The sequence below is a fragment of the Pseudomonas entomophila genome, assembly GCF_018417595.1.
GTDB lineage: Bacteria > Pseudomonadota > Gammaproteobacteria > Pseudomonadales > Pseudomonadaceae > Aquipseudomonas > Aquipseudomonas entomophila_C.
This window is the reverse complement of sequence record NZ_CP070982.1, coordinates 4,290,729-4,306,962: the sequence shown is the minus strand read 5'-3', so window position 1 is coordinate 4,306,962 and position 16,234 is coordinate 4,290,729. Positions and strand designations below refer to the sequence as shown.

The following is a 16,234-nucleotide window of genomic DNA, read 5'->3' as shown; positions in this document are numbered from 1 at the left end:
GTGTACACCCAGTGCCAGGCCCCACGCAGGATGGTCATGGGACTGCCACCGGCCTGTCATGCCGGCCTGCCAGTCTCCAGCAAACAGTGCCGGAGCCTGCCCATGACCCATGCCGAACTCGCCCGCCCGTCACGCAAGCAGCGTGTGCGCACCCTGTGGATCTCCGATGTGCACCTGGGCACCCGGGATTGCCAGGCCGAGCACTTGTCGAGCTTTCTCAAGGGCTACCAGGCCGATCGCATCTATCTGGTCGGCGACATCATCGATGGCTGGAAGCTGCGCGGCGGCATCTACTGGCCGCAAGCCCACACCAACGTCATCCGCCGGCTGCTGACCATGAGCAAGCGCGGCACCGAGGTGATCTATGTCACCGGCAACCATGACGAGTTCCTGCGGCGTTACTCCAAGCTGATCCTCGGCAATATCCAGCTGGTGGACGAGGCCGAGCACCTGACTGCGGATGGCCGGCGCCTGCTGGTGGTGCATGGCGACCAGTTCGACGTGATCACCCGTTACCACCGCTGGCTGGCGTTCCTCGGTGACCGGGCCTACGAGTTCACTTTGGTCTTGAATCGCTGGCTCAATCATTGGCGGGCCCGCTACGGCTACGGTTACTGGTCGCTATCGGCCTACCTCAAGCACAAGGTCAAGGGCGCGGTGAACTTCATCAGCGACTTCGAGGATGCGATTGCCCATGAATGCACCCGGCGAGGCTTCCAGGGGGTGGTGTGCGGGCATATCCACCATGCCGAGATTCGCCGGGTGGGGGAGGTGGAGTATCTCAACTGTGGCGATTGGGTGGAGTCCTGCACGGCGCTGATCGAGCACTGGGACGGGCAGATCGAGCTGTATCGGTTTGCCGAGGCCCAGGCGCAGTTGGCGTCGCTGAGCGAGCCGGCTTGATCCTGCCTCTGTAGGAGCGGCTTCAGCCGCGATCACCTGCGAAGCAGGTGCCAGATACCGTGATGTCCGTATCGCGGCTAAAGCCGCTCCTACAGGGCTGCCTTGTAGACCGACTGCCGTGGCTGGGCGAACACCCTCTCCAGCATCGGTTCGAAGAACGCAAGCGGCAGGCTTTCGTAGTCCGGGTCGAATGCCGCTGCGTCATAGCGGGCACAGAATTCAATGGTCCGCTGATACTGCGGGTGCTCGCTGAACTGCTCGCGCAGATGCCGATCCATGCCCAGGTGGTGGAAAAAGTAGTAGCCCTGGAAGATCCCGTGCTTCTCGACCATCCACAGGTTCTCGGCGCTGACGAAAGGCTTGAGGATCGCCGCGGCGATATCCGGATGGTTGTAGCTGCCCAGGGTGTCGCCGATGTCGTGGAGCAGGGCGCAGACCACGTACTCCTCGTCGCGCCCATCACGGTAGGCGCGGGTGGCGGTCTGCAGCGAGTGGCTCAGGCGATCGATGGGGAAACCGCCGAAATCACCGTCCAGCAAGCGCAAGTGGGCCAGGATGCGTTGTGGTAGCTGGCGGGAAAAGGCGCGGAAGTCGTCGGCGATGATTGCCCAGTCCTGGGCCGTGCCGTCGCGCATGTGGTTGAAGCTCGCTTGTTTGTTCATTACCTGAGCGCCACTGCTGCCGAGTATGCCGCCAGTGTTGGCCAAGCCTCGGGCTTTGACAGTGGCCAGGCGGGACGCGAACCTGGCCCAGCGGGCCGATCAGAGGCTGATGCGCCCCAGCAGTATGTCGCGGAACATGGCGAAGTCGCCCACCAGGCTGTACCAGGGGTGGGTGAAGGTGGCCGGGCGATTTTTCTCGAAGAAGAAATGGCCGACCCAGGCAAAGCCGTAGCCGGCCAGCGGCACGGCCAGCAGCAACAGCCATTTGCCGCTGGCTAGGGTGTAGGCGAGCAGGGCGATCACCAGGCTGGTGCCGATGAAGTGCAGGCGCCGGCAGGCGGCATTGCTGTGCTCACCGAGATAGTAGGGGTAGAACTCGGCAAAAGTACGGAACTGCGCGGTGCTGGTCATGGCGGTGCTCCGGAAGTCGCGGATGCCTTACAGCATACACGGCGTGGAGCCTGAATCGAGTCTAGAGTCACTGATGGCCCCGGCCAGTGACAATGAGCGCCAATTGAGTATCCTTTCGGTTCACCGCAGGAGCGGTCAGCACAAGAAGCCTGTCATGAGTGAGAGAACCACGTCAGCCAGTTGGGCATCAGGGATCGTCAAGGCGCTTGAGCTGGAAGGGCTCGATTGCCGGGCCATGTTCAAACAACTGGGGTTGGATTTCAGTGCGCTGGACGACCCCGATGCGCGTTTTCCCCAAGATGCCATGACGCGCCTGTGGCAGTTGGCGGTCGAGTTGTCCGGCAACGAAGCCATCGGCCTGAACATGGCCAGGGTGGTGCGGCCGGCCTCCTTTCATGTGGTGGGCTATGCACTCATGTCCAGCCGCACCCTGGCCGAAGGTTTCGAGCGCCTGGTGCGGTATCAGCGGATCATCGCGGAAAGCTCCGATCTGAGTTTTCGTCTGGGGCCTGAAGGCTACGCGCTGGTGCTGACGGTACATGGCGATCACCTGCCGCCGACCCGCCATAGCGCCGAAGCTTCACTGGCTTGTGCACTGGCGCTCAGCACCTGGCTGAGCGGGCGGCCGATCCAGCCACGCCGGGTGCTTATCCAAGGGGCGCAACCGCGCGATGTCGAGCCGTACAAGGTGGCGTTCCACGCGCCGCTGGTATTCGGCGCGCCCCACGATGCGCTGGTGTTCGAGCGCGCCGACATGGAGGCGCCGCTGCCCACGGCCAACGAAGCGATGGCGGTGTTGCATGACCGGTTCGCCGGCGAGTATCTGGCGCGCTTCTCGGAGAGCCGCGTGACCCATCGGGTGCGCCAGGTGTTGTGCCGCATACTGCCCCAGGGCGAACCCAAGCGTGAAACCGTGGCGCAGGCTCTGCACCTGTCGCAGCGCACTTTGCAGCGTCGCCTGCAGGACGAGGGCACCAGTTTCCAGACCCTGCTCGACGACACCCGCCGGGAGCTGGCCGAGCAGTACCTCGCCCAGCCGGGCACGACCTTGCTGGAAACCGCCTACCTGTTGGGGTTCGCCGACCCGAGCAACTTCTACCGGGCGTTCCGCCGCTGGTTCGACGCCACCCCGAGCGAGTACCGCGCGCGCCTGGTGATCAGTGACGCCAGAACGCCGGCATGCACAACACCAGCACCGTGATGATCTCCAGGCGGCCGAGCAGCATGCCTACGGAAAGGATCCACTTGGCGGCGTCCGGCAGGCTGGCATAGTTGCCGGCCGGCCCGATCACCTCGCCCAGCCCGGGGCCCACGCCCGAGACCGTGCCGGCGGCGCCGGTCAGCGCGGTCATCCAGTCCACGCCCAGCAGCGACAGCAGCAGGGCGATGATGCAGATGGTGATGGCGAAGAAGAACGAGAAGGTCAGGATCGAACGCACGATCTCTTCGTCGAGGCGGTGGCCGTTGTACTTCTGCTTGATCACCGCGCGCGGATGGATCAACTGGTTGAGGTTGGCCTTGAGCAGGATGTAGGCGACCTGGAAGCGGAAGATCTTGATGCCGCCCGCGGTGGAACCAGAGCAGCCACCGACAAAGCCGAGATAGAAGAACAGCATCAGCGAGAAGTTGCCCCACATGCTGTAGTCGCCCAGGGCGAAGCCGGTGGTGGTGACCACCGAGGTGACGTTCAGCGCCACATGGCGAAGGGCGTCGAGCCAGTGCAGGTCGGTGGTCGCCCAGTACCAGGTTCCGAGGACCAGCCAAGTGGCCACCAGCATGGCGAGCAGGCCCTGCACCTGCTGGTCCTTGATCAGCGCCTTGCGGTGCCCACGCAGGGTGGCCACGTACAGGGTGAACGGCAGGCTGCCAAGGATCATCACCACCACCGCGACCCAGTGCACGGCCGGGATGTCCCACTTGGCCAGGGATTGGTCGGACGTCGAGAAACCGCCGGTGGAGATCGCCGACATGGCATGGTTGATCGCGTCGAACGGGCTCATGCCCGCCCACCAGAAGGCCAGGCTGCCGAACACGGTGATACCGACGTATACCGCCACGATCGACTTGGCGACCATGTGCGAGCGCGGCATGACCTTCTCCGAGCGGTCGGAGGATTCGGTCTGGAACAGGCGCATGCCACCGATGCGCAGCAACGGCAGGATCGCCACCGCCATGCCGATGAAGCCGATGCCGCCCAGCCAGTGCAGCATCGAGCGCCACATGAGGATGCCCGGCGACATGCTGTCCAGCCCGCTGAGCACGGTGGCGCCGGTGGCGGTGATGCCGGACATGCTTTCGAAGAAGGCGTCGGTGTAGCTGATGTGTTGCGTCAGCAGGAACGGCAGGGCGGCGAACACGCAGACCACCAGCCAGCTGCTGACGGTCAGCAGGTACATGTCACGGGGGCGAAGGTGCACATGCTCGGGGCGCCCGGGCATGACCAGGCCCAGGCCGGCGACGAAGGTGATCAGGCTCGACCAGAGGAACGACGTCATGTCGCCGGTGCGCTCGAAGACCACCAGGGTCGCCATGGGCACGACCATGCTCACCGCCAGGGTGATCAGGAAGATGCCGATGATGAAACCAATGATCCTTAAGGTCGGCAATGCCATGTGATCTGCCCTGACTCGCAACGGAAAGGGCGCCATTTTAAGCGGCAAGTTGCAAGCTGCAAGCGCCAAGCACCAATGAGGCGTGCACAGGCTGTTTTTCTTGTGGCTTGCAGCTTGCAGCTTGCAGCTTGAGAATGGCCGCACTTTCAACTTGCCAGGAGGGTAGCCGATGGAGGCTCTCGACGCATTGCTCAACCGTGTTTCCGTGCCACGCCTGACCGACCCCGCGCCCAATGCCGCCCAGCGCGAGGCGCTGTTCCAGGCTGCGCTGCGCGCACCGGACCATGGCCAGCTGCGTCCCTGGCGCTTCCTGACCATCGAAGGCCAGGGGCGGGAGAAACTCGGCGAGCTGTTCGCCGAAGCGGTGCAGGCCAAGGGCGATGCTAGCCAGGCCGCGCTGGACAAGGCCCGGGCGATGCCGCTGCGCGCGCCGTTGCTGATCGTGGTGGTCGCCCGGTTGCAGGACCATTTCAAGGTGCCGAAGATCGAACAACGCCTGGCCGCCGGCTGCGCCGCCCATGGCATCCTGATCGCGGCGCATGCCCAAGGCATCGGTGCGGTGTGGCGTACCGGCGACATGGCCTTCGATGCCCATGTGCACAAGGGCTTGGGGCTGGAGGCGAACGAGGAAGTAATTGGCTACCTGTATGTGGGTACGCCGATTGGTGAGCCGCGCACGGCACCGGCCCTGGAGACCGCCCAGTACGTCAGCGCCTGGGGCGAGTGAGCACTGGGGCCGCTTTGCGGCCCTTTCGCGGCAGCCCGGGATCGATCAGCCAACGCTGATGTCGCAGGGAAACTCCAGTGTCGCGATGAAGCCGCCCTGCGGGTGGTTCCCTACCGTCAGCGTTCCACCATGGCGCTCGGCCGCCTTGCGTGCAATCGCCAACCCCAACCCATGCCCCGGCGCATCCTGTCCCGGAGCGCGGAAGAACGGTTCCCCCAATTGCGCCAGGTGTTCCACCGCCACGCCGGGCCCATGATCACGCACGCTCAACACGATCCGTTCCTGCTCGCGGCTCGCGCGAATCTCGATCGGCTGCCCCGCCGGATTGAACCGCAGGGCATTGCGCAGCAGGTTGTCCAGCGCCCGCTCGATCAAGGTCGGCCACCCCTGCAGCACCAGGCCCGGTTGTGCCTCCAGCTTCACTTCCTGCTCCGGTGCGCTGAGCTGGGCATCCTTGCGCACGCTGCCCAGCAGGGCGTTGAGATCCACGGGTTCGGCATGGGCCTGCTCGGCATCGACCCGGGCCAGCACAAGTATTTCGCTGATCAGGTCCTCCAGCCGGTCACATTCGCGGGTCAGGCGCGGCCACAGGGCCTGGCGCTGCTCGGGGTCGGCGCGCTCCGCCAGGGCCAGGGCGATGCGCAGGCGCGCCAGCGGTGAGCGCAGCTCGTGGGAGACATCGCGCAGCAACTGGCGCTGGCTGCCGATCAGGCTCTGCAGGCGGGCGCCCATCTTGTTGAAATCGTTGGCCAGCACGCCGAACTCGTCACGGCGCACAGCCAGGCGGGCCAAGCTGTTCTGCTGGTAACTGGCCTGCCCCAGGTCGTGCACGGCGCCGCGCAGGCGGCTGAGCGGGCGGGTGATCGACAGGGTGACCAGCAGGCTGAACAGGGTCAGCACCACCAGGGCTATCCCCAGGGCGCTGAGCGGCCAGATCAGGCTCTCGCGATGCCAGGCGGCCAGCTCGGGGTGGGGGATGCGGTAGATCAGCAGGTAGGTTTCGCCGCTGCTGGGGCTGGTGTATTCCTCGGTCAGGCGGCGCCAGGGCAGGCGGCGTTCGTCGTTGTGCTGGCGCGCTTCGAAGGCGGCGGCGCGACGCGGGAAGGTGCCGGGTACCACGGCGTCGCCGCTGTCGTCGAGTACCTGGACGTCGATCCGGTAGCGTTGCTTGCGCCGCTCCAGAAAGCGCTGGGAAGACTCCAGGCCTTCCTGTTCATAGTGCTGGGCCCAGTGACTGGCCAGGTTGTTCAGGCCCGGGTGGCGGCTGAGGATCCAGGCATCCTGGTTGAGCATATGGCCGAGCAGGATCGACAGGCCGGCGACCAGGGTGATGGCCAGCCAGAAGCTGGCCAGGATGCGCCAGAACAGTGAACGCAAGACAAGCACCTCCATGAAGCGAGCAAAGCCCGGCCCGCACTGTCGCGGGCCGGGCTGCGGGGGGACAGCTTACTGGGCCTTGGTGGCTTTTTCAGCTTTCCAGGCCTGGAATTCCTGCCATTCGGCCTTGCGCGCGGCGCGTTCCTTCTGCAGTTCGTCGAACTTCTTCTGCTGATCGGGCTTGAGCAGGCCGCGGATCTGGCCTTCGGTCTTGTCGTGGCTGGCCTTGATCTCGTCCTTCATGGCCTTCTGGTCGGCGGCGGGCAGCTTGTTGATGTAGCGCTCGGTGATGTCGCGGCGCTGTTGCATCTGCTCGCCCATCAGTTTGCCGATCTGCTGGCGTTGGTCGCGGCTCAGGTCCAGTTGGGCGAAAGGCGCGTCACCGCGATGATGCGGGCCGTCGTGACGCGGGCCGCCTTCAGGCATGGCCATGGCCACGGTCGGCAGGGCGGCGGCGAACATCAGGGCGATAAGGGTCTTGCGCATGGTATCTCTCCTTTCAGGGGCCGGTGGTTACCGGATGAGCCCAGTCTAGGGAAAGCAAGGTCAAGGGCGGTCAGGCGAGGGTAAAGGCTGGGTAAAGATGAAAAACGGTGTGTAGGAGCGGCTTTAGCCGCGATGCAGGCACCACGGCGCCTGGCCACCCGCTTCGCGGGTGATCGCGGCTGAAGCCGCTCCTACAGTGATCAGAGGCTGTAGTAGTAGCCGCGGCTGCGCAGGGCAACAATGCGTGGGCGGCCGTCGGGGTGCGGGCCGATCTTCTTGCGCAGGTTGCTGACGTGCATGTCCAGGCTGCGGTCGTAGAGGGTCAGCTTGCGGCCCAGGCCGATCTGCGCCAGCTCCTGCTTGTCCAGCGGTTCGCCGGGCTGGCGCAGCAGGGCTTCGAGGATGCGACTCTCGGAGAGTGTGAGGGTCATCTCGCGGCCGTCGATGCTGACCACGCCGCGCACCGTGCTGAAGGCCAGGTCACCGACTTCGACCTGGCTGCTGGGGGCGCTGGGGTGGCTGCGGCGCAGCACCGCGCGCAGGCGTGCGGTGAGCTCGCGGGGGTCGCAGGGTTTGGCCAGGTAGTCATCGGCGCCCAGCTCCAGGCCCAGGATGCGGTCCAGCGGTTCGCCGCGGGCCGAAAGCATCAGCACTGGCAAGTCGGTATGTTCACTGCGCAGCTGCTTGAGCAGTTCCAGGCCGCTGCCATCAGGCAGCATGACATCCAGCACCACCGCCGCCGGGGCTTGGGTGGCCAGGGCCTGGCGCGCGCTCTGGCCATCGTGGCAGGCACGTACCGCAAACCCTTCCTGGGTCAGCCAGCTGCCGAGCAGCTCGCACAGTTCCTGGTCATCATCAATCAGTAACAGCTCGCTCATGTTCCACTCAATTCAACCATTGACGGCGTCTTCTGTGTCCGCCGCTGGCTAAGATACCGCAGACTGCCGACAACAGTGCAACGACCGAGCCGATCAGGAACCATTGCTGCTGGTCGGTGAGCAGGCGCTGGGGCAGGCTGGCGCCGGCCTGCAGTTCCTTGATGGCCTGCTTCAGGCGCTGGTTATCCTGGCGCAGGCGGGTCAGTTGGGCGCTTTCGCGCGTGCTGTCCTGGTTCTGCAATTGCTGGTTCAACGCATTGCGTTGCTGCTCGCTTTCTTCCAGGCGCTGCTGCAGCTCGGTGATCCGCGCCCCGGCTTCCAGCGACAGCGGCTGCTCGGCCACGGCGAGAGGGGACAGCAGTGACAGGCAAAGCAGCAGGGACATCGGACCTTGACGCATTGGAACTCCTGATTCGTATCGGTTCAGGAGGTTGTCGGCTGGTTGTCGGATTAGATGAGGCTGTAGAGCGTTAGCGCCATTCGCGGGTAAACCCGCTCCCACAGAGGTGTGAGGAGCCAGTGGGAGCGGGTTTACCCGCGAAGAGGACGGCGCGGTTGCAGATCAGGGCAGGACTTGCTTGAACGGCTTGACCACGACTTTGTCGTAGACGCCCGCGGCGATGTACGGATCCTGGTCGGCCCAGGCCTGGGCGACGGCCAGCGAATCGAACTCGGCGACGATCAGGCTGCCGCTGAAGCCGGCGGCGCCCGGGTCGTTGCTGTCGATGGCCGGGTGTGGCCCGGCCAGGACCACGCGGCCTTCGGCCTTGAGCTGTTGCAGGCGCTCGATGTGGGCGGGGCGGGCGGCCAGGCGTTTTTCCAGGGAATTTTCGACGTCGCTGGCGATGATGGCGTAGAGCATGTCAGTCCTTGGGTTTGGAGGTGGAGGGGTCGGTGTCGTGCAGGTGGCGCGACAGGTAGACACCCTGGGCCACCAGGAAGATCACGGTCATGCCCAGGCTGCCGAACACCTTGAAGTCGACCCAGAAGTCCTGGAAGGTGAAGGCGACGAACAGGTTGGCAGCGCCGCACACGAGAAAGAAGCCTATCCACGCCACGTTCAGGCGGTTCCAGACTGTTTCGGGAAGTGTCAGGGCGTGACCCATGATGCGTTTGATCAGCACCCGGTCGCCGATGAAATGGCTGCCGGTGAAGGCCAGGGCGAACAACCAGTTGACCACCGGCGCCTTCCACTTGAGGAAGGTTTCGCTGTGGAAGGCAAGCGTCAGGCCGCCGAACACCAGGCAGGCGACCAGGGTGAGCAACTGGCCCTTTTCCAGCTTGCCATGGCGCAGGAACAGCGCGCCGTAGACCACCACGGAGCTGACGATCAGCATGGCGGTGGCGCTGTAGATCCCGCCGAACTCGAAGCCGTGGCCGGCGAATTCGACCGGGCGCGGGTCCAGCTTGTAGACGATGAAGAACAGCAGCAGCGGGATGAAATCGATGAATTGTTTCACAGTGGCAGCCAGAAGCGGGATGTGACGGCATAATAACAAACATCGATTCCGGCGAAAGCGCTCCTCCATGAATGTTGATCTGCACTGTCACAGCACGGCCTCCGACGGCGCCCTGTCGCCCACGGCGCTGGTCGCCCGGGCCCACGAGCATGGGGTGCGGACTCTCTCGCTCACCGACCACGACACCCTCGAAGGCCTGCCCGAGGCGCGCCAGGCGTGCGCCGAACAAGGCATGCAGTGGGTCAGCGGTGTCGAACTGTCGTGCACCTGGGGCGGCGCGACCATTCATGTGCTGGGCTATGATTTCCCGTTGGATGCGCCACCCTTGCTCGAAGCCATCGACAACCTGCACCGTGGCCGCTGGCTGCGCGCCGAAGAGATCGATCGCAAGCTGGCGGCCAAGGGTATGCCCGGCGCACTGGAAGGCGCGCGGGCCGTGCAGCAGGAGCTGGGCGACAGCGGCAACGCCCCGGCGCGTCCGCACTTCGCCGAATTCATGGTGCGCGCCGGCTTCGTCAAGGACCGTGGCGAAGCCTTCCGCAAGTGGCTGGGCGCCGGCAAGCTGGGCGACGTCAAGCTGCACTGGCCAACGCTGGAGGAAACCGTAGCCACTCTACGCCAGTCCAATGCCTGGGTGAGCCTGGCCCATCCCATGCATTACGAACTGACACGCAGCAAGCGCAGACGGCTGATTGCCGACTATATTCAGGCAGGCGGGCAGGCACTGGAAGTGGTCAATGGGATGATGCCGCCCGAGCAGGTGGGGACGATGTCCATCCTCACCCGTGAGTTCGGCCTGCTGGCGAGTGCCGGCAGCGATTTCCACGGCCCTGGCACCTGGGGCGAGATCGGTGCCTACCGGCCCTTGCCCGAGGACCTGCCACCCCTGTGGCGCCGATTCCGACATGAACAGCCTATGGCGGTATGAACAGGACGACTTCGTGAGCCAATTTTTCCAGATTCATGCGGAGAACCCGCAGGCGCGCCTGATCAAGCAGGCTGTCGAGATCATCCGCAAGGGTGGGGTCGTGGTCTACCCGACCGACTCGGCCTATGCGATGGGCTGCCAGATTGGCGACAAGAACGCCATCGAGCGCGTTCGCCGCCTGCGTCAGTTGGACAAGAACCACAATTTCACCCTGCTGTGCTGCGACCTCTCGCAGATGGGCACCTTCGCCAAGATCGACACTGCGACCTTCCGTCTGCTCAAGGCGCACATTCCAGGCCCCTACACCTTCATCCTCAATGCCACCCGTGAAGTGCCGCGCCTGCTGATGCACGAAAAACGCCGCACCATTGGCCTGCGCGTACCCTCCAACCCCATCGTCCTGGCCTTGCTCGAGGAGCTCGGTGAGCCATTGATGAGCGTGAGCCTGATCCTGCCGGGCGACGAAGAGCCGATGACCGACCCTTACGAGATCCGCCAGCGCCTGGAGCATCACGTCGACCTGATCATCGATGGCGGCTTCGGTGACCTCAAGGCATCCACTGTCATCGACCTGTCCGGCGACGAACCTGCGTTGATCCGCGAAGGTTGCGGCGACCCCACGCCGTTCCTGGCCAACGCGTGAGCCAGGTGGAAGCGCCCGAGGCGCCGGCCATCGAGGCGGAAGCGCCGTTCCAGCTGCAACTGGCCCTGGTCTACGGCGAAGCCCTGACCGAGATGCCGGTCGACCTGTACATCCCGCCGGACGCCCTGGAAGTCTTCCTCGAAGCCTTCGAAGGCCCGCTGGACCTGTTGCTGTACCTGATCCGCAAGCAGAACGTCGACATCCTCGACATCCCGGTGGCGGAAATCACCCGGCAGTACATGAGCTATGTCGAGCTGATGAAAAGCGTGCGCCTGGAACTGGCCGCCGAGTACCTGGTGATGGCCGCCATGCTCGCCGAGATCAAGTCGCGCATGCTGCTGCCACGCTCCAGCGAGGTGGAAGAAGAGGAGGGCGACCCGCGCGCCGAGCTGATCCGTCGTCTGCAGGAGTACGAACGCTTCAAGGCTGCCGCCGAGGGGATCGACGAATTGCCACGGGTCGGCCGCGAGGTGCTGGTGCCGCGCCTGGAGGCACCCCAGGCCAAGGCGCGCAAGCTGCTGCCCGAGGTCGCGCTGGAGGAGATCCTGCTGTCCATGGCCGAGGTCATGCGCCGCAACGACCTGTTCGAAAGCCACCAGATCACCCGCGAGACCCTGTCCACCCGCGAGCGCATGAGTGAAGTGCTGGAGCGCCTCAAGGGCGGCGCCTTCGTGCCGTTTGTCGAGCTGTTCACCCGCGAGGAGGGCAAGCTCGGCGTGGTGGTCACCTTCATGGCGATTCTCGAGCTGGTGAAGGAATCCTTGATCGAACTGGTGCAAAATGAGCCTTTCGCCCCGATCCACGTCCGTGCCCGGGCAGAGTGACCTGACGACTACCGATGAACCTGAATGAACCCCGCGAACTGGCTTCGCTGATCGAGGCCTTCCTGCTCGCCTCGGGCAAGCCACAATCCCTCGAGCGCCTGTACGAACTGTTCGAAGAGGCGGAGCGCCCAGCGCCGGCTGTCTTCAAGAAGGCCCTGGAGGTGCTGGGCAAATCGTGCAATGGCCGCGCCTTCGAGCTCAAGGAGGTGGCCAGCGGCTATCGCCTGCAGATTCGCGAAGACTACGCCCCCTGGGTCGGCCGCCTGTGGGAGGAGCGCCCGCAGCGCTACTCCCGCGCGCTGCTCGAAACCATGGCGCTGATCGCCTACCGCCAGCCCATCACCCGCGGCGAGATCGAGGATGTGCGGGGCGTGGCGGTGAACAGCAACATCATCAAGACGCTCATGGAACGAGAGTGGATCCGCATCGTCGGTTATCGCGAGGTGCCGGGGCGCCCGGCGATGTTTGCCACCACCAAGGCGTTCCTGGATCACTTCAACCTCAAGAGCCTCGACGAGCTGCCGGCGCTGGCCGAGTTGCGCGAGCTGGAGCCCGAGCCGCTGCTCGACCCGGACGAAGCCCCGGTGCCGGCGCACCTGCAGGCCCTGGCCGATGCCAGCCTGGTTGAGGAGGGTGCAGAGGTGGAGCCGAAGGAAGAGACCAGTTTCCGTTCGCTGCTGGTGGAGCTGGATGCGATGGAAGAGGGGCTCAAGACCGATTTCGATGATTTGCGCGAAGAAGAGCCTGAGGCCTCGGAGCAGGAAGAGGACAAGTTGCAGCCCTGACTCTTCTGCTGGCGGTACCTGCCCTTTCGCGGGTAAACCCGCTCCCACAGGGTGGTGGCGTTGTCCCTGCGGGAGCGGGCTTGCCCGCGAAGAGGCCGGCCCAGGCCACAAAAGGCCATTTGGCAGAAAAACACTTCCGCCCCCACAAAACGCTCTACTCTCCAGTGCGTTCCGCGTATGATGCGCGCCCGCTTTCACTACTACACCGGGAGGTGCCCAGATGAATGACAAAGACCTGCAAGACCAACAACCCACTCCGCCATCCGGCGAAAAACTGCAGAAAGTGCTGGCCCGCATCGGCGTCGGCTCGCGTCGTGACGTCGAGGCCTGGATCAGCCAGGGCCGCATCAAGGTCAACGGCGTCGAGGCCACCCTGGGCCTGCGCGTCGACCTGCACGACGCCATCACCGTCGATGGCAAGCTGATCAAGCGTGTCGAGGCCGCCGAGGCGACCCGCCGCGTGATCATGTACAACAAGCCTGACGGCGAGATCTGCACCCGTGACGACCCGGAAGGCCGCCCGACCGTGTTCGACCGCCTGCCGCGCCCGAAAGAGGGCCGCTGGATCAACATCGGCCGCCTGGACATCAACACCACCGGTCTGCTGCTGTTCACCACCGACGGTGAGCTGGCCAACCGCCTGATGCACCCCTCCTACGAAATGGACCGCGAGTACGCCGTGCGTGTGCGTGGCGAGGTCGACGACGACATGGTCGATCGCCTCAAGGCTGGTGTGATGCTCGAAGACGGCCCGGCCAAGTTCACCGACATCCAGAAGGCACCGGGTGGTGAAGGCTTCAACCACTGGTACCACTGCGTGGTGATGGAAGGCCGCAACCGCGAAGTGCGCCGCCTGTGGGAGTCGCAAGGCGTGGTGGTCAGCCGCCTGAAGCGCGTGCGTTTCGGCCCGGTGTTCCTCAACTCCGACCTGCCGATGGGCCGCTGGCGCGAAATGAGCCAGGGCGAGATCGACATCCTGGCCGCTGAAGTCGGCCTGCAGCCAGTGGCGCTGCCGGAGATGAAGCTCAAGGCCAAGGATAAGCTCGAGCGCCTGCAGCGCAAGTCGACCCGTCCGCTGGGGCGTGGTGAGCGTGTACGTACCCTGCGTCCCGCCCAGGAAGGCCAGGGCGAGCGCCCGGCACGTACGGCGCGCGAAGACTCGGCGCCGCGCAAGAGCAGCCGCGGTAGCGCGGTGGCCGAGCGCCCAAGCGAGATGCGCAAGCGTCCGGCCCGCCCTGAGGGCGACAAGCCTGCCGGTCGTGGTCGTGGCAAACCACGCGGCTGATTCAGCCTGGTAACGAAAGAGCCAGCCTTCGGGCTGGCTTTTTTGTGCCTGCCGGAACCGCTTCCCCTGTAGCTGGCTTGCCGGCGAATGGCCGCAAAGCGGCCCAAGTTCCTGAATGCACTGAAAATTTCCTGGCAAGTGGAAAGTTTTCAAACCACCCTGTAAAGAAATTTATACAAAAATGCCCGTATAACCCGGCCTGCCCGATTTTTTTCGCACTGCGTAACAAAAATTTTCCACGACCCTCGCCGCAGAACCTCCAAGCCCCGGTTCTCCCCCTTCCAAATCCCCCGCCCAACCGCTGAGATAGCGCCATTGCCGTGTGCAAAGCCAGGCAGGACCGCCAGGCACCAAAACAACAAAACGGAGGCGCCATGTACGCCGATCACTCCGCCTTTTCAGGCCTTCACCCCAGGACCGGTGCGTTTTTTCATCAGGAAACGACGCAACGCGTTGACGCCTGCGCGTTTGCAGGGGTATACAATGCGCCGCGTTTTACCTGTGACTCCCTTGCGTACCGCGCACTCTTGCTGACACCCGGTTGACCCGCGCTTTCGCGAGCGACCCGTCCAAGAACCCAAGGTAACCACCTTGCCCATTCCGCTGCGCCACGAGTGCGGTGGGTCCGATTCCGTCACAGATAAAAACAAGCAGGTGACTTCGTTCATGAGTGGACATAACTCACAGTCCGGCGAACTCAAGCGTGGCTTGAAGAACCGCCATATCCAACTGATCGCCCTGGGCGGCGCCATCGGCACCGGGTTGTTCCTGGGCTCGGCCGGCGTGATGAAGTCCGCCGGCCCGTCGATGATCCTCGGCTACGCCATCTGCGGCTTCATTGCCTTCATGATCATGCGCCAGCTCGGCGAGATGATCGTCGAGGAGCCGGTGGCCGGCTCCTTCAGCCACTTCGCGCACAAGTACTGGGGCGGTTTCGCCGGCTTCCTGTCGGGCTGGAACTGCTGGGTGCTGTACATCCTGGTGGGTATGTCGGAGCTTTCGGCGGTCGGCAAGTACGTCCACTACTGGTGGCCGGAGATCCCGACCTGGGTGACCGCGGCGGCGTTCTTCCTGCTGATCAACGCCATCAACCTGATGAACGTGAAGATCTTCGGCGAGGCCGAGTTCTGGTTCGCGATCATCAAGGTCGCCGCCATCGTCGGCATGATCGGCCTGGGCGCCTACCTGCTGACCAGTGGCAGTGGCGGCCCTGAAGCGTCGGTGACCAACCTGTGGGCCCATGGTGGCTTCTTCCCGCACGGTGTCAGCGGGCTGGTGATGGCCCTGGCCTTCATCATGTTCTCCTTTGGTGGCCTGGAAATGCTCGGCTTCACCGCTGCCGAGGCCGACAAGCCGAAGACCGTGATCCCCAAGGCGATCAATCAGGTCATCTACCGCATTCTGATCTTCTATGTAGGCGCCCTGGTGGTGTTGCTGTCGCTGACCCCGTGGGACAGCCTGGTGGCCAGCATCGACGCTTCCGGTGGCAGCTACGGCAGCAGCCCGTTCGTCCAGGTGTTCTCGCTGCTGGGGAGCGACGTGGCCGCGCACCTGCTGAACTTCGTGGTCCTGACCGCAGCGCTGTCGGTGTACAACAGCGGCACCTACTGCAACGCCCGCATGCTGCTGGGCATGGCCGAGCAGGGTGATGCCCCGGCAGCCCTGGCCAAGGTTGACCGCCGCGGCGTGCCGGTGCGTTCGATCCTGGTGTCGGCGGCGGTGACGCTGATCGCGGTGTTGCTCAACTACCTGATGCCGCAGAATGCCCTGGAACTGCTGATGTCGCTGGTGGTGGCGACCCTGGTGATCAACTGGGCGATGATCAGCTACTCGCACCTGAAGTTCCGCCAGCACCTCGACCGCACCGGCCAGAAGCCGCTGTTCAAGGCGCTGTGGTACCCGTACGGCAACTACCTGGTGCTGGCGTTCGTGGTGCTGATCCTGGGCATCATGCTGCAGATTCCTGGCATCCAGGTATCGGTATACGCGATGCCGGTATGGCTGGTGGTGATGTATGTGTTCTACGTGCTCAAGAGCAAGCGTGGGGCGCAGGCCAACGGTGCTGCGGGTAGCGTGGCCAAGTAAGCGCTGAGGTGCTTCGAGAAAACCCGATGCCAGGCGACTGGCGTCGGGTTTTTTGTTGTCTGCGCCGGCCTTTTCGCGGGTAAACCCGCTCCCACAGGTGAAGTGTGATCCACGGTGCAGCACATAGCCTGTGGAGCAGCTGACCCATTCACCGGCAAGGCCGGCTCC

Annotated in this window: 18 protein-coding genes; 9 read left to right on the top strand and 9 right to left on the bottom strand. The window is 64.4% G+C overall.

Annotated elements, in window-relative coordinates:
• Window positions 1-102: 102 nt before the first annotated feature.
• Window positions 103-903 (top strand): UDP-2,3-diacylglucosamine diphosphatase, encoded by an 801-nt coding sequence (locus tag JYG34_RS18705; RefSeq protein WP_213657803.1) that lies wholly within the window; start codon window positions 103-105, stop codon window positions 901-903.
• An 89-nt stretch (window positions 904-992) separates the two neighbouring features.
• On the opposite strand, the gene JYG34_RS18700 is transcribed toward JYG34_RS18705, so the two are convergent.
• Together JYG34_RS18700 and JYG34_RS18695 are read right to left on the bottom strand one after the other, a co-directional pair.
• Entirely contained in the window at window positions 993-1,565 is a 573-nt protein-coding gene (locus JYG34_RS18700) for an HD domain-containing protein (protein ID WP_213657802.1), read from the bottom strand.
• A 99-nt stretch (window positions 1,566-1,664) separates the two neighbouring features.
• Window positions 1,665-1,976 (bottom strand): DUF962 domain-containing protein, encoded by a 312-nt coding sequence (locus JYG34_RS18695; RefSeq protein ID WP_213657801.1) that lies wholly within the window; start codon window positions 1,974-1,976, stop codon window positions 1,665-1,667.
• Window positions 1,977-2,130: 154 nt separating this feature from the next.
• On the opposite strand from JYG34_RS18695, the gene JYG34_RS18690 reads away from it, so the two are divergent.
• Complete coding sequence (locus tag JYG34_RS18690; RefSeq protein ID WP_213657800.1) at window positions 2,131-3,177, top strand: AraC family transcriptional regulator; 1,047 nt, start codon at window positions 2,131-2,133, stop codon at window positions 3,175-3,177.
• Here the strand turns inward: JYG34_RS18690 and JYG34_RS18685 are convergent.
• Complete coding sequence (locus tag JYG34_RS18685; RefSeq protein ID WP_213657799.1) at window positions 3,134-4,588, bottom strand: TrkH family potassium uptake protein; 1,455 nt, start codon at window positions 4,586-4,588, stop codon at window positions 3,134-3,136. The genes JYG34_RS18690 and JYG34_RS18685 overlap by 44 nt on opposite strands.
• A 169-nt stretch (window positions 4,589-4,757) precedes the next feature.
• Between JYG34_RS18685 and JYG34_RS18680 the strand changes: the two genes are divergently transcribed.
• Entirely contained in the window at window positions 4,758-5,315 is a 558-nt protein-coding gene (locus tag JYG34_RS18680) for an NAD(P)H nitroreductase (RefSeq protein ID WP_213657798.1), read from the top strand.
• Between the two features lie 45 nt (window positions 5,316-5,360).
• Here JYG34_RS18680 and JYG34_RS18675 read toward each other — a convergent pair whose 3' ends face one another.
• The 6 genes from JYG34_RS18675 to JYG34_RS18650 all read right to left on the bottom strand — a co-directional run bounded on the left by JYG34_RS18675 (window position 5,361) and on the right by JYG34_RS18650 (window position 9,516).
• Window positions 5,361-6,707: a sensor histidine kinase gene (locus tag JYG34_RS18675; protein ID WP_213657797.1), complete on the bottom strand. Its 1,347-nt coding sequence runs from the start codon at window positions 6,705-6,707 to the stop codon at window positions 5,361-5,363.
• Window positions 6,708-6,761: 54 nt separating this feature from the next.
• Window positions 6,762-7,178: a Spy/CpxP family protein refolding chaperone gene (locus tag JYG34_RS18670; RefSeq protein ID WP_213657796.1), complete on the bottom strand. Its 417-nt coding sequence runs from the start codon at window positions 7,176-7,178 to the stop codon at window positions 6,762-6,764.
• 200 nt (window positions 7,179-7,378) lie between these two features.
• Window positions 7,379-8,056, bottom strand: a complete 678-nt coding sequence (locus tag JYG34_RS18665) for a response regulator transcription factor (RefSeq protein WP_213657795.1) — start codon at window positions 8,054-8,056, stop codon at window positions 7,379-7,381.
• 7 nt (window positions 8,057-8,063) lie between these two features.
• Window positions 8,064-8,456: a translation initiation factor 2 gene (locus JYG34_RS18660; protein WP_213657794.1), complete on the bottom strand. Its 393-nt coding sequence runs from the start codon at window positions 8,454-8,456 to the stop codon at window positions 8,064-8,066.
• 162 nt (window positions 8,457-8,618) lie between these two features.
• A complete protein-coding gene (locus tag JYG34_RS18655; RefSeq protein ID WP_213657793.1) occupies window positions 8,619-8,918 on the bottom strand; it encodes a YciI family protein in 300 nt (99 codons plus the stop codon).
• A gap of 1 nt (window position 8,919) precedes the next feature.
• Window positions 8,920-9,516, bottom strand: coding sequence for a septation protein A (locus tag JYG34_RS18650; RefSeq protein WP_213657792.1), 597 nt, complete (start codon window positions 9,514-9,516; stop codon window positions 8,920-8,922).
• Between the two features lie 67 nt (window positions 9,517-9,583).
• Between JYG34_RS18650 and JYG34_RS18645 the strand changes: the two genes are divergently transcribed.
• From JYG34_RS18645 to JYG34_RS18620, 6 genes are all read left to right on the top strand, one after another.
• The gene (locus tag JYG34_RS18645; RefSeq protein WP_213657791.1) at window positions 9,584-10,444 is read left to right on the top strand and encodes a PHP domain-containing protein; all 861 of its coding nucleotides are present in this window, start codon (window positions 9,584-9,586) and stop codon (window positions 10,442-10,444) included.
• Between the two features lie 13 nt (window positions 10,445-10,457).
• Window positions 10,458-11,087, top strand: coding sequence for an L-threonylcarbamoyladenylate synthase (locus tag JYG34_RS18640; RefSeq protein ID WP_044488858.1), 630 nt, complete (start codon window positions 10,458-10,460; stop codon window positions 11,085-11,087).
• 125 nt (window positions 11,088-11,212) lie between these two features.
• Window positions 11,213-11,911, top strand: coding sequence for a segregation and condensation protein A (locus tag JYG34_RS18635; protein WP_213661220.1), 699 nt, complete (start codon window positions 11,213-11,215; stop codon window positions 11,909-11,911).
• A 14-nt stretch (window positions 11,912-11,925) separates the two neighbouring features.
• Entirely contained in the window at window positions 11,926-12,696 is a 771-nt protein-coding gene (gene scpB, locus JYG34_RS18630) for an SMC-Scp complex subunit ScpB (protein WP_213657790.1), read from the top strand.
• Between the two features lie 220 nt (window positions 12,697-12,916).
• Entirely contained in the window at window positions 12,917-13,981 is a 1,065-nt protein-coding gene (rluB, locus tag JYG34_RS18625; RefSeq protein WP_213657789.1) for a 23S rRNA pseudouridine(2605) synthase RluB, read from the top strand.
• 666 nt (window positions 13,982-14,647) lie between these two features.
• Complete coding sequence (locus JYG34_RS18620; protein WP_213657788.1) at window positions 14,648-16,066, top strand: amino acid permease; 1,419 nt, start codon at window positions 14,648-14,650, stop codon at window positions 16,064-16,066.
• Window positions 16,067-16,234 lie beyond the last annotated feature (168 nt).

Excerpts from the sequence above, each read along its gene's own strand:
- JYG34_RS18620 (WP_213657788.1), top strand. The coding sequence starts at position 14,648 with ATGAGTGGACATAACTCACAGTCCGGCGAACTCAAGCGTGGCTTGAAG.
- JYG34_RS18690 (WP_213657800.1), top strand. The coding sequence starts at position 2,131 with ATGAGTGAGAGAACCACGTCAGCCAGTTGGGCATCAGGGATCGTCAAG.
- JYG34_RS18695 (WP_213657801.1), bottom strand. The coding sequence starts at position 1,976 with ATGACCAGCACCGCGCAGTTCCGTACTTTTGCCGAGTTCTACCCCTAC.
- JYG34_RS18645 (WP_213657791.1), top strand. The coding sequence starts at position 9,584 with ATGAATGTTGATCTGCACTGTCACAGCACGGCCTCCGACGGCGCCCTG.
- JYG34_RS18705 (WP_213657803.1), top strand. The coding sequence starts at position 103 with ATGACCCATGCCGAACTCGCCCGCCCGTCACGCAAGCAGCGTGTGCGC.
- JYG34_RS18675 (WP_213657797.1), bottom strand. The coding sequence starts at position 6,707 with ATGGAGGTGCTTGTCTTGCGTTCACTGTTCTGGCGCATCCTGGCCAGC.
- JYG34_RS18685 (WP_213657799.1), bottom strand. The coding sequence starts at position 4,588 with ATGGCATTGCCGACCTTAAGGATCATTGGTTTCATCATCGGCATCTTC.
- JYG34_RS18660 (WP_213657794.1), bottom strand. The coding sequence starts at position 8,456 with ATGCGTCAAGGTCCGATGTCCCTGCTGCTTTGCCTGTCACTGCTGTCC.
- scpB (WP_213657790.1), top strand. The coding sequence starts at position 11,926 with ATGAACCTGAATGAACCCCGCGAACTGGCTTCGCTGATCGAGGCCTTC.
- JYG34_RS18665 (WP_213657795.1), bottom strand. The coding sequence starts at position 8,056 with ATGAGCGAGCTGTTACTGATTGATGATGACCAGGAACTGTGCGAGCTG.
- JYG34_RS18680 (WP_213657798.1), top strand. The coding sequence starts at position 4,758 with ATGGAGGCTCTCGACGCATTGCTCAACCGTGTTTCCGTGCCACGCCTG.
- JYG34_RS18700 (WP_213657802.1), bottom strand. The coding sequence starts at position 1,565 with ATGAACAAACAAGCGAGCTTCAACCACATGCGCGACGGCACGGCCCAG.
- JYG34_RS18655 (WP_213657793.1), bottom strand. The coding sequence starts at position 8,918 with ATGCTCTACGCCATCATCGCCAGCGACGTCGAAAATTCCCTGGAAAAA.
- JYG34_RS18670 (WP_213657796.1), bottom strand. The coding sequence starts at position 7,178 with ATGCGCAAGACCCTTATCGCCCTGATGTTCGCCGCCGCCCTGCCGACC.
- rluB (WP_213657789.1), top strand. The coding sequence starts at position 12,917 with ATGAATGACAAAGACCTGCAAGACCAACAACCCACTCCGCCATCCGGC.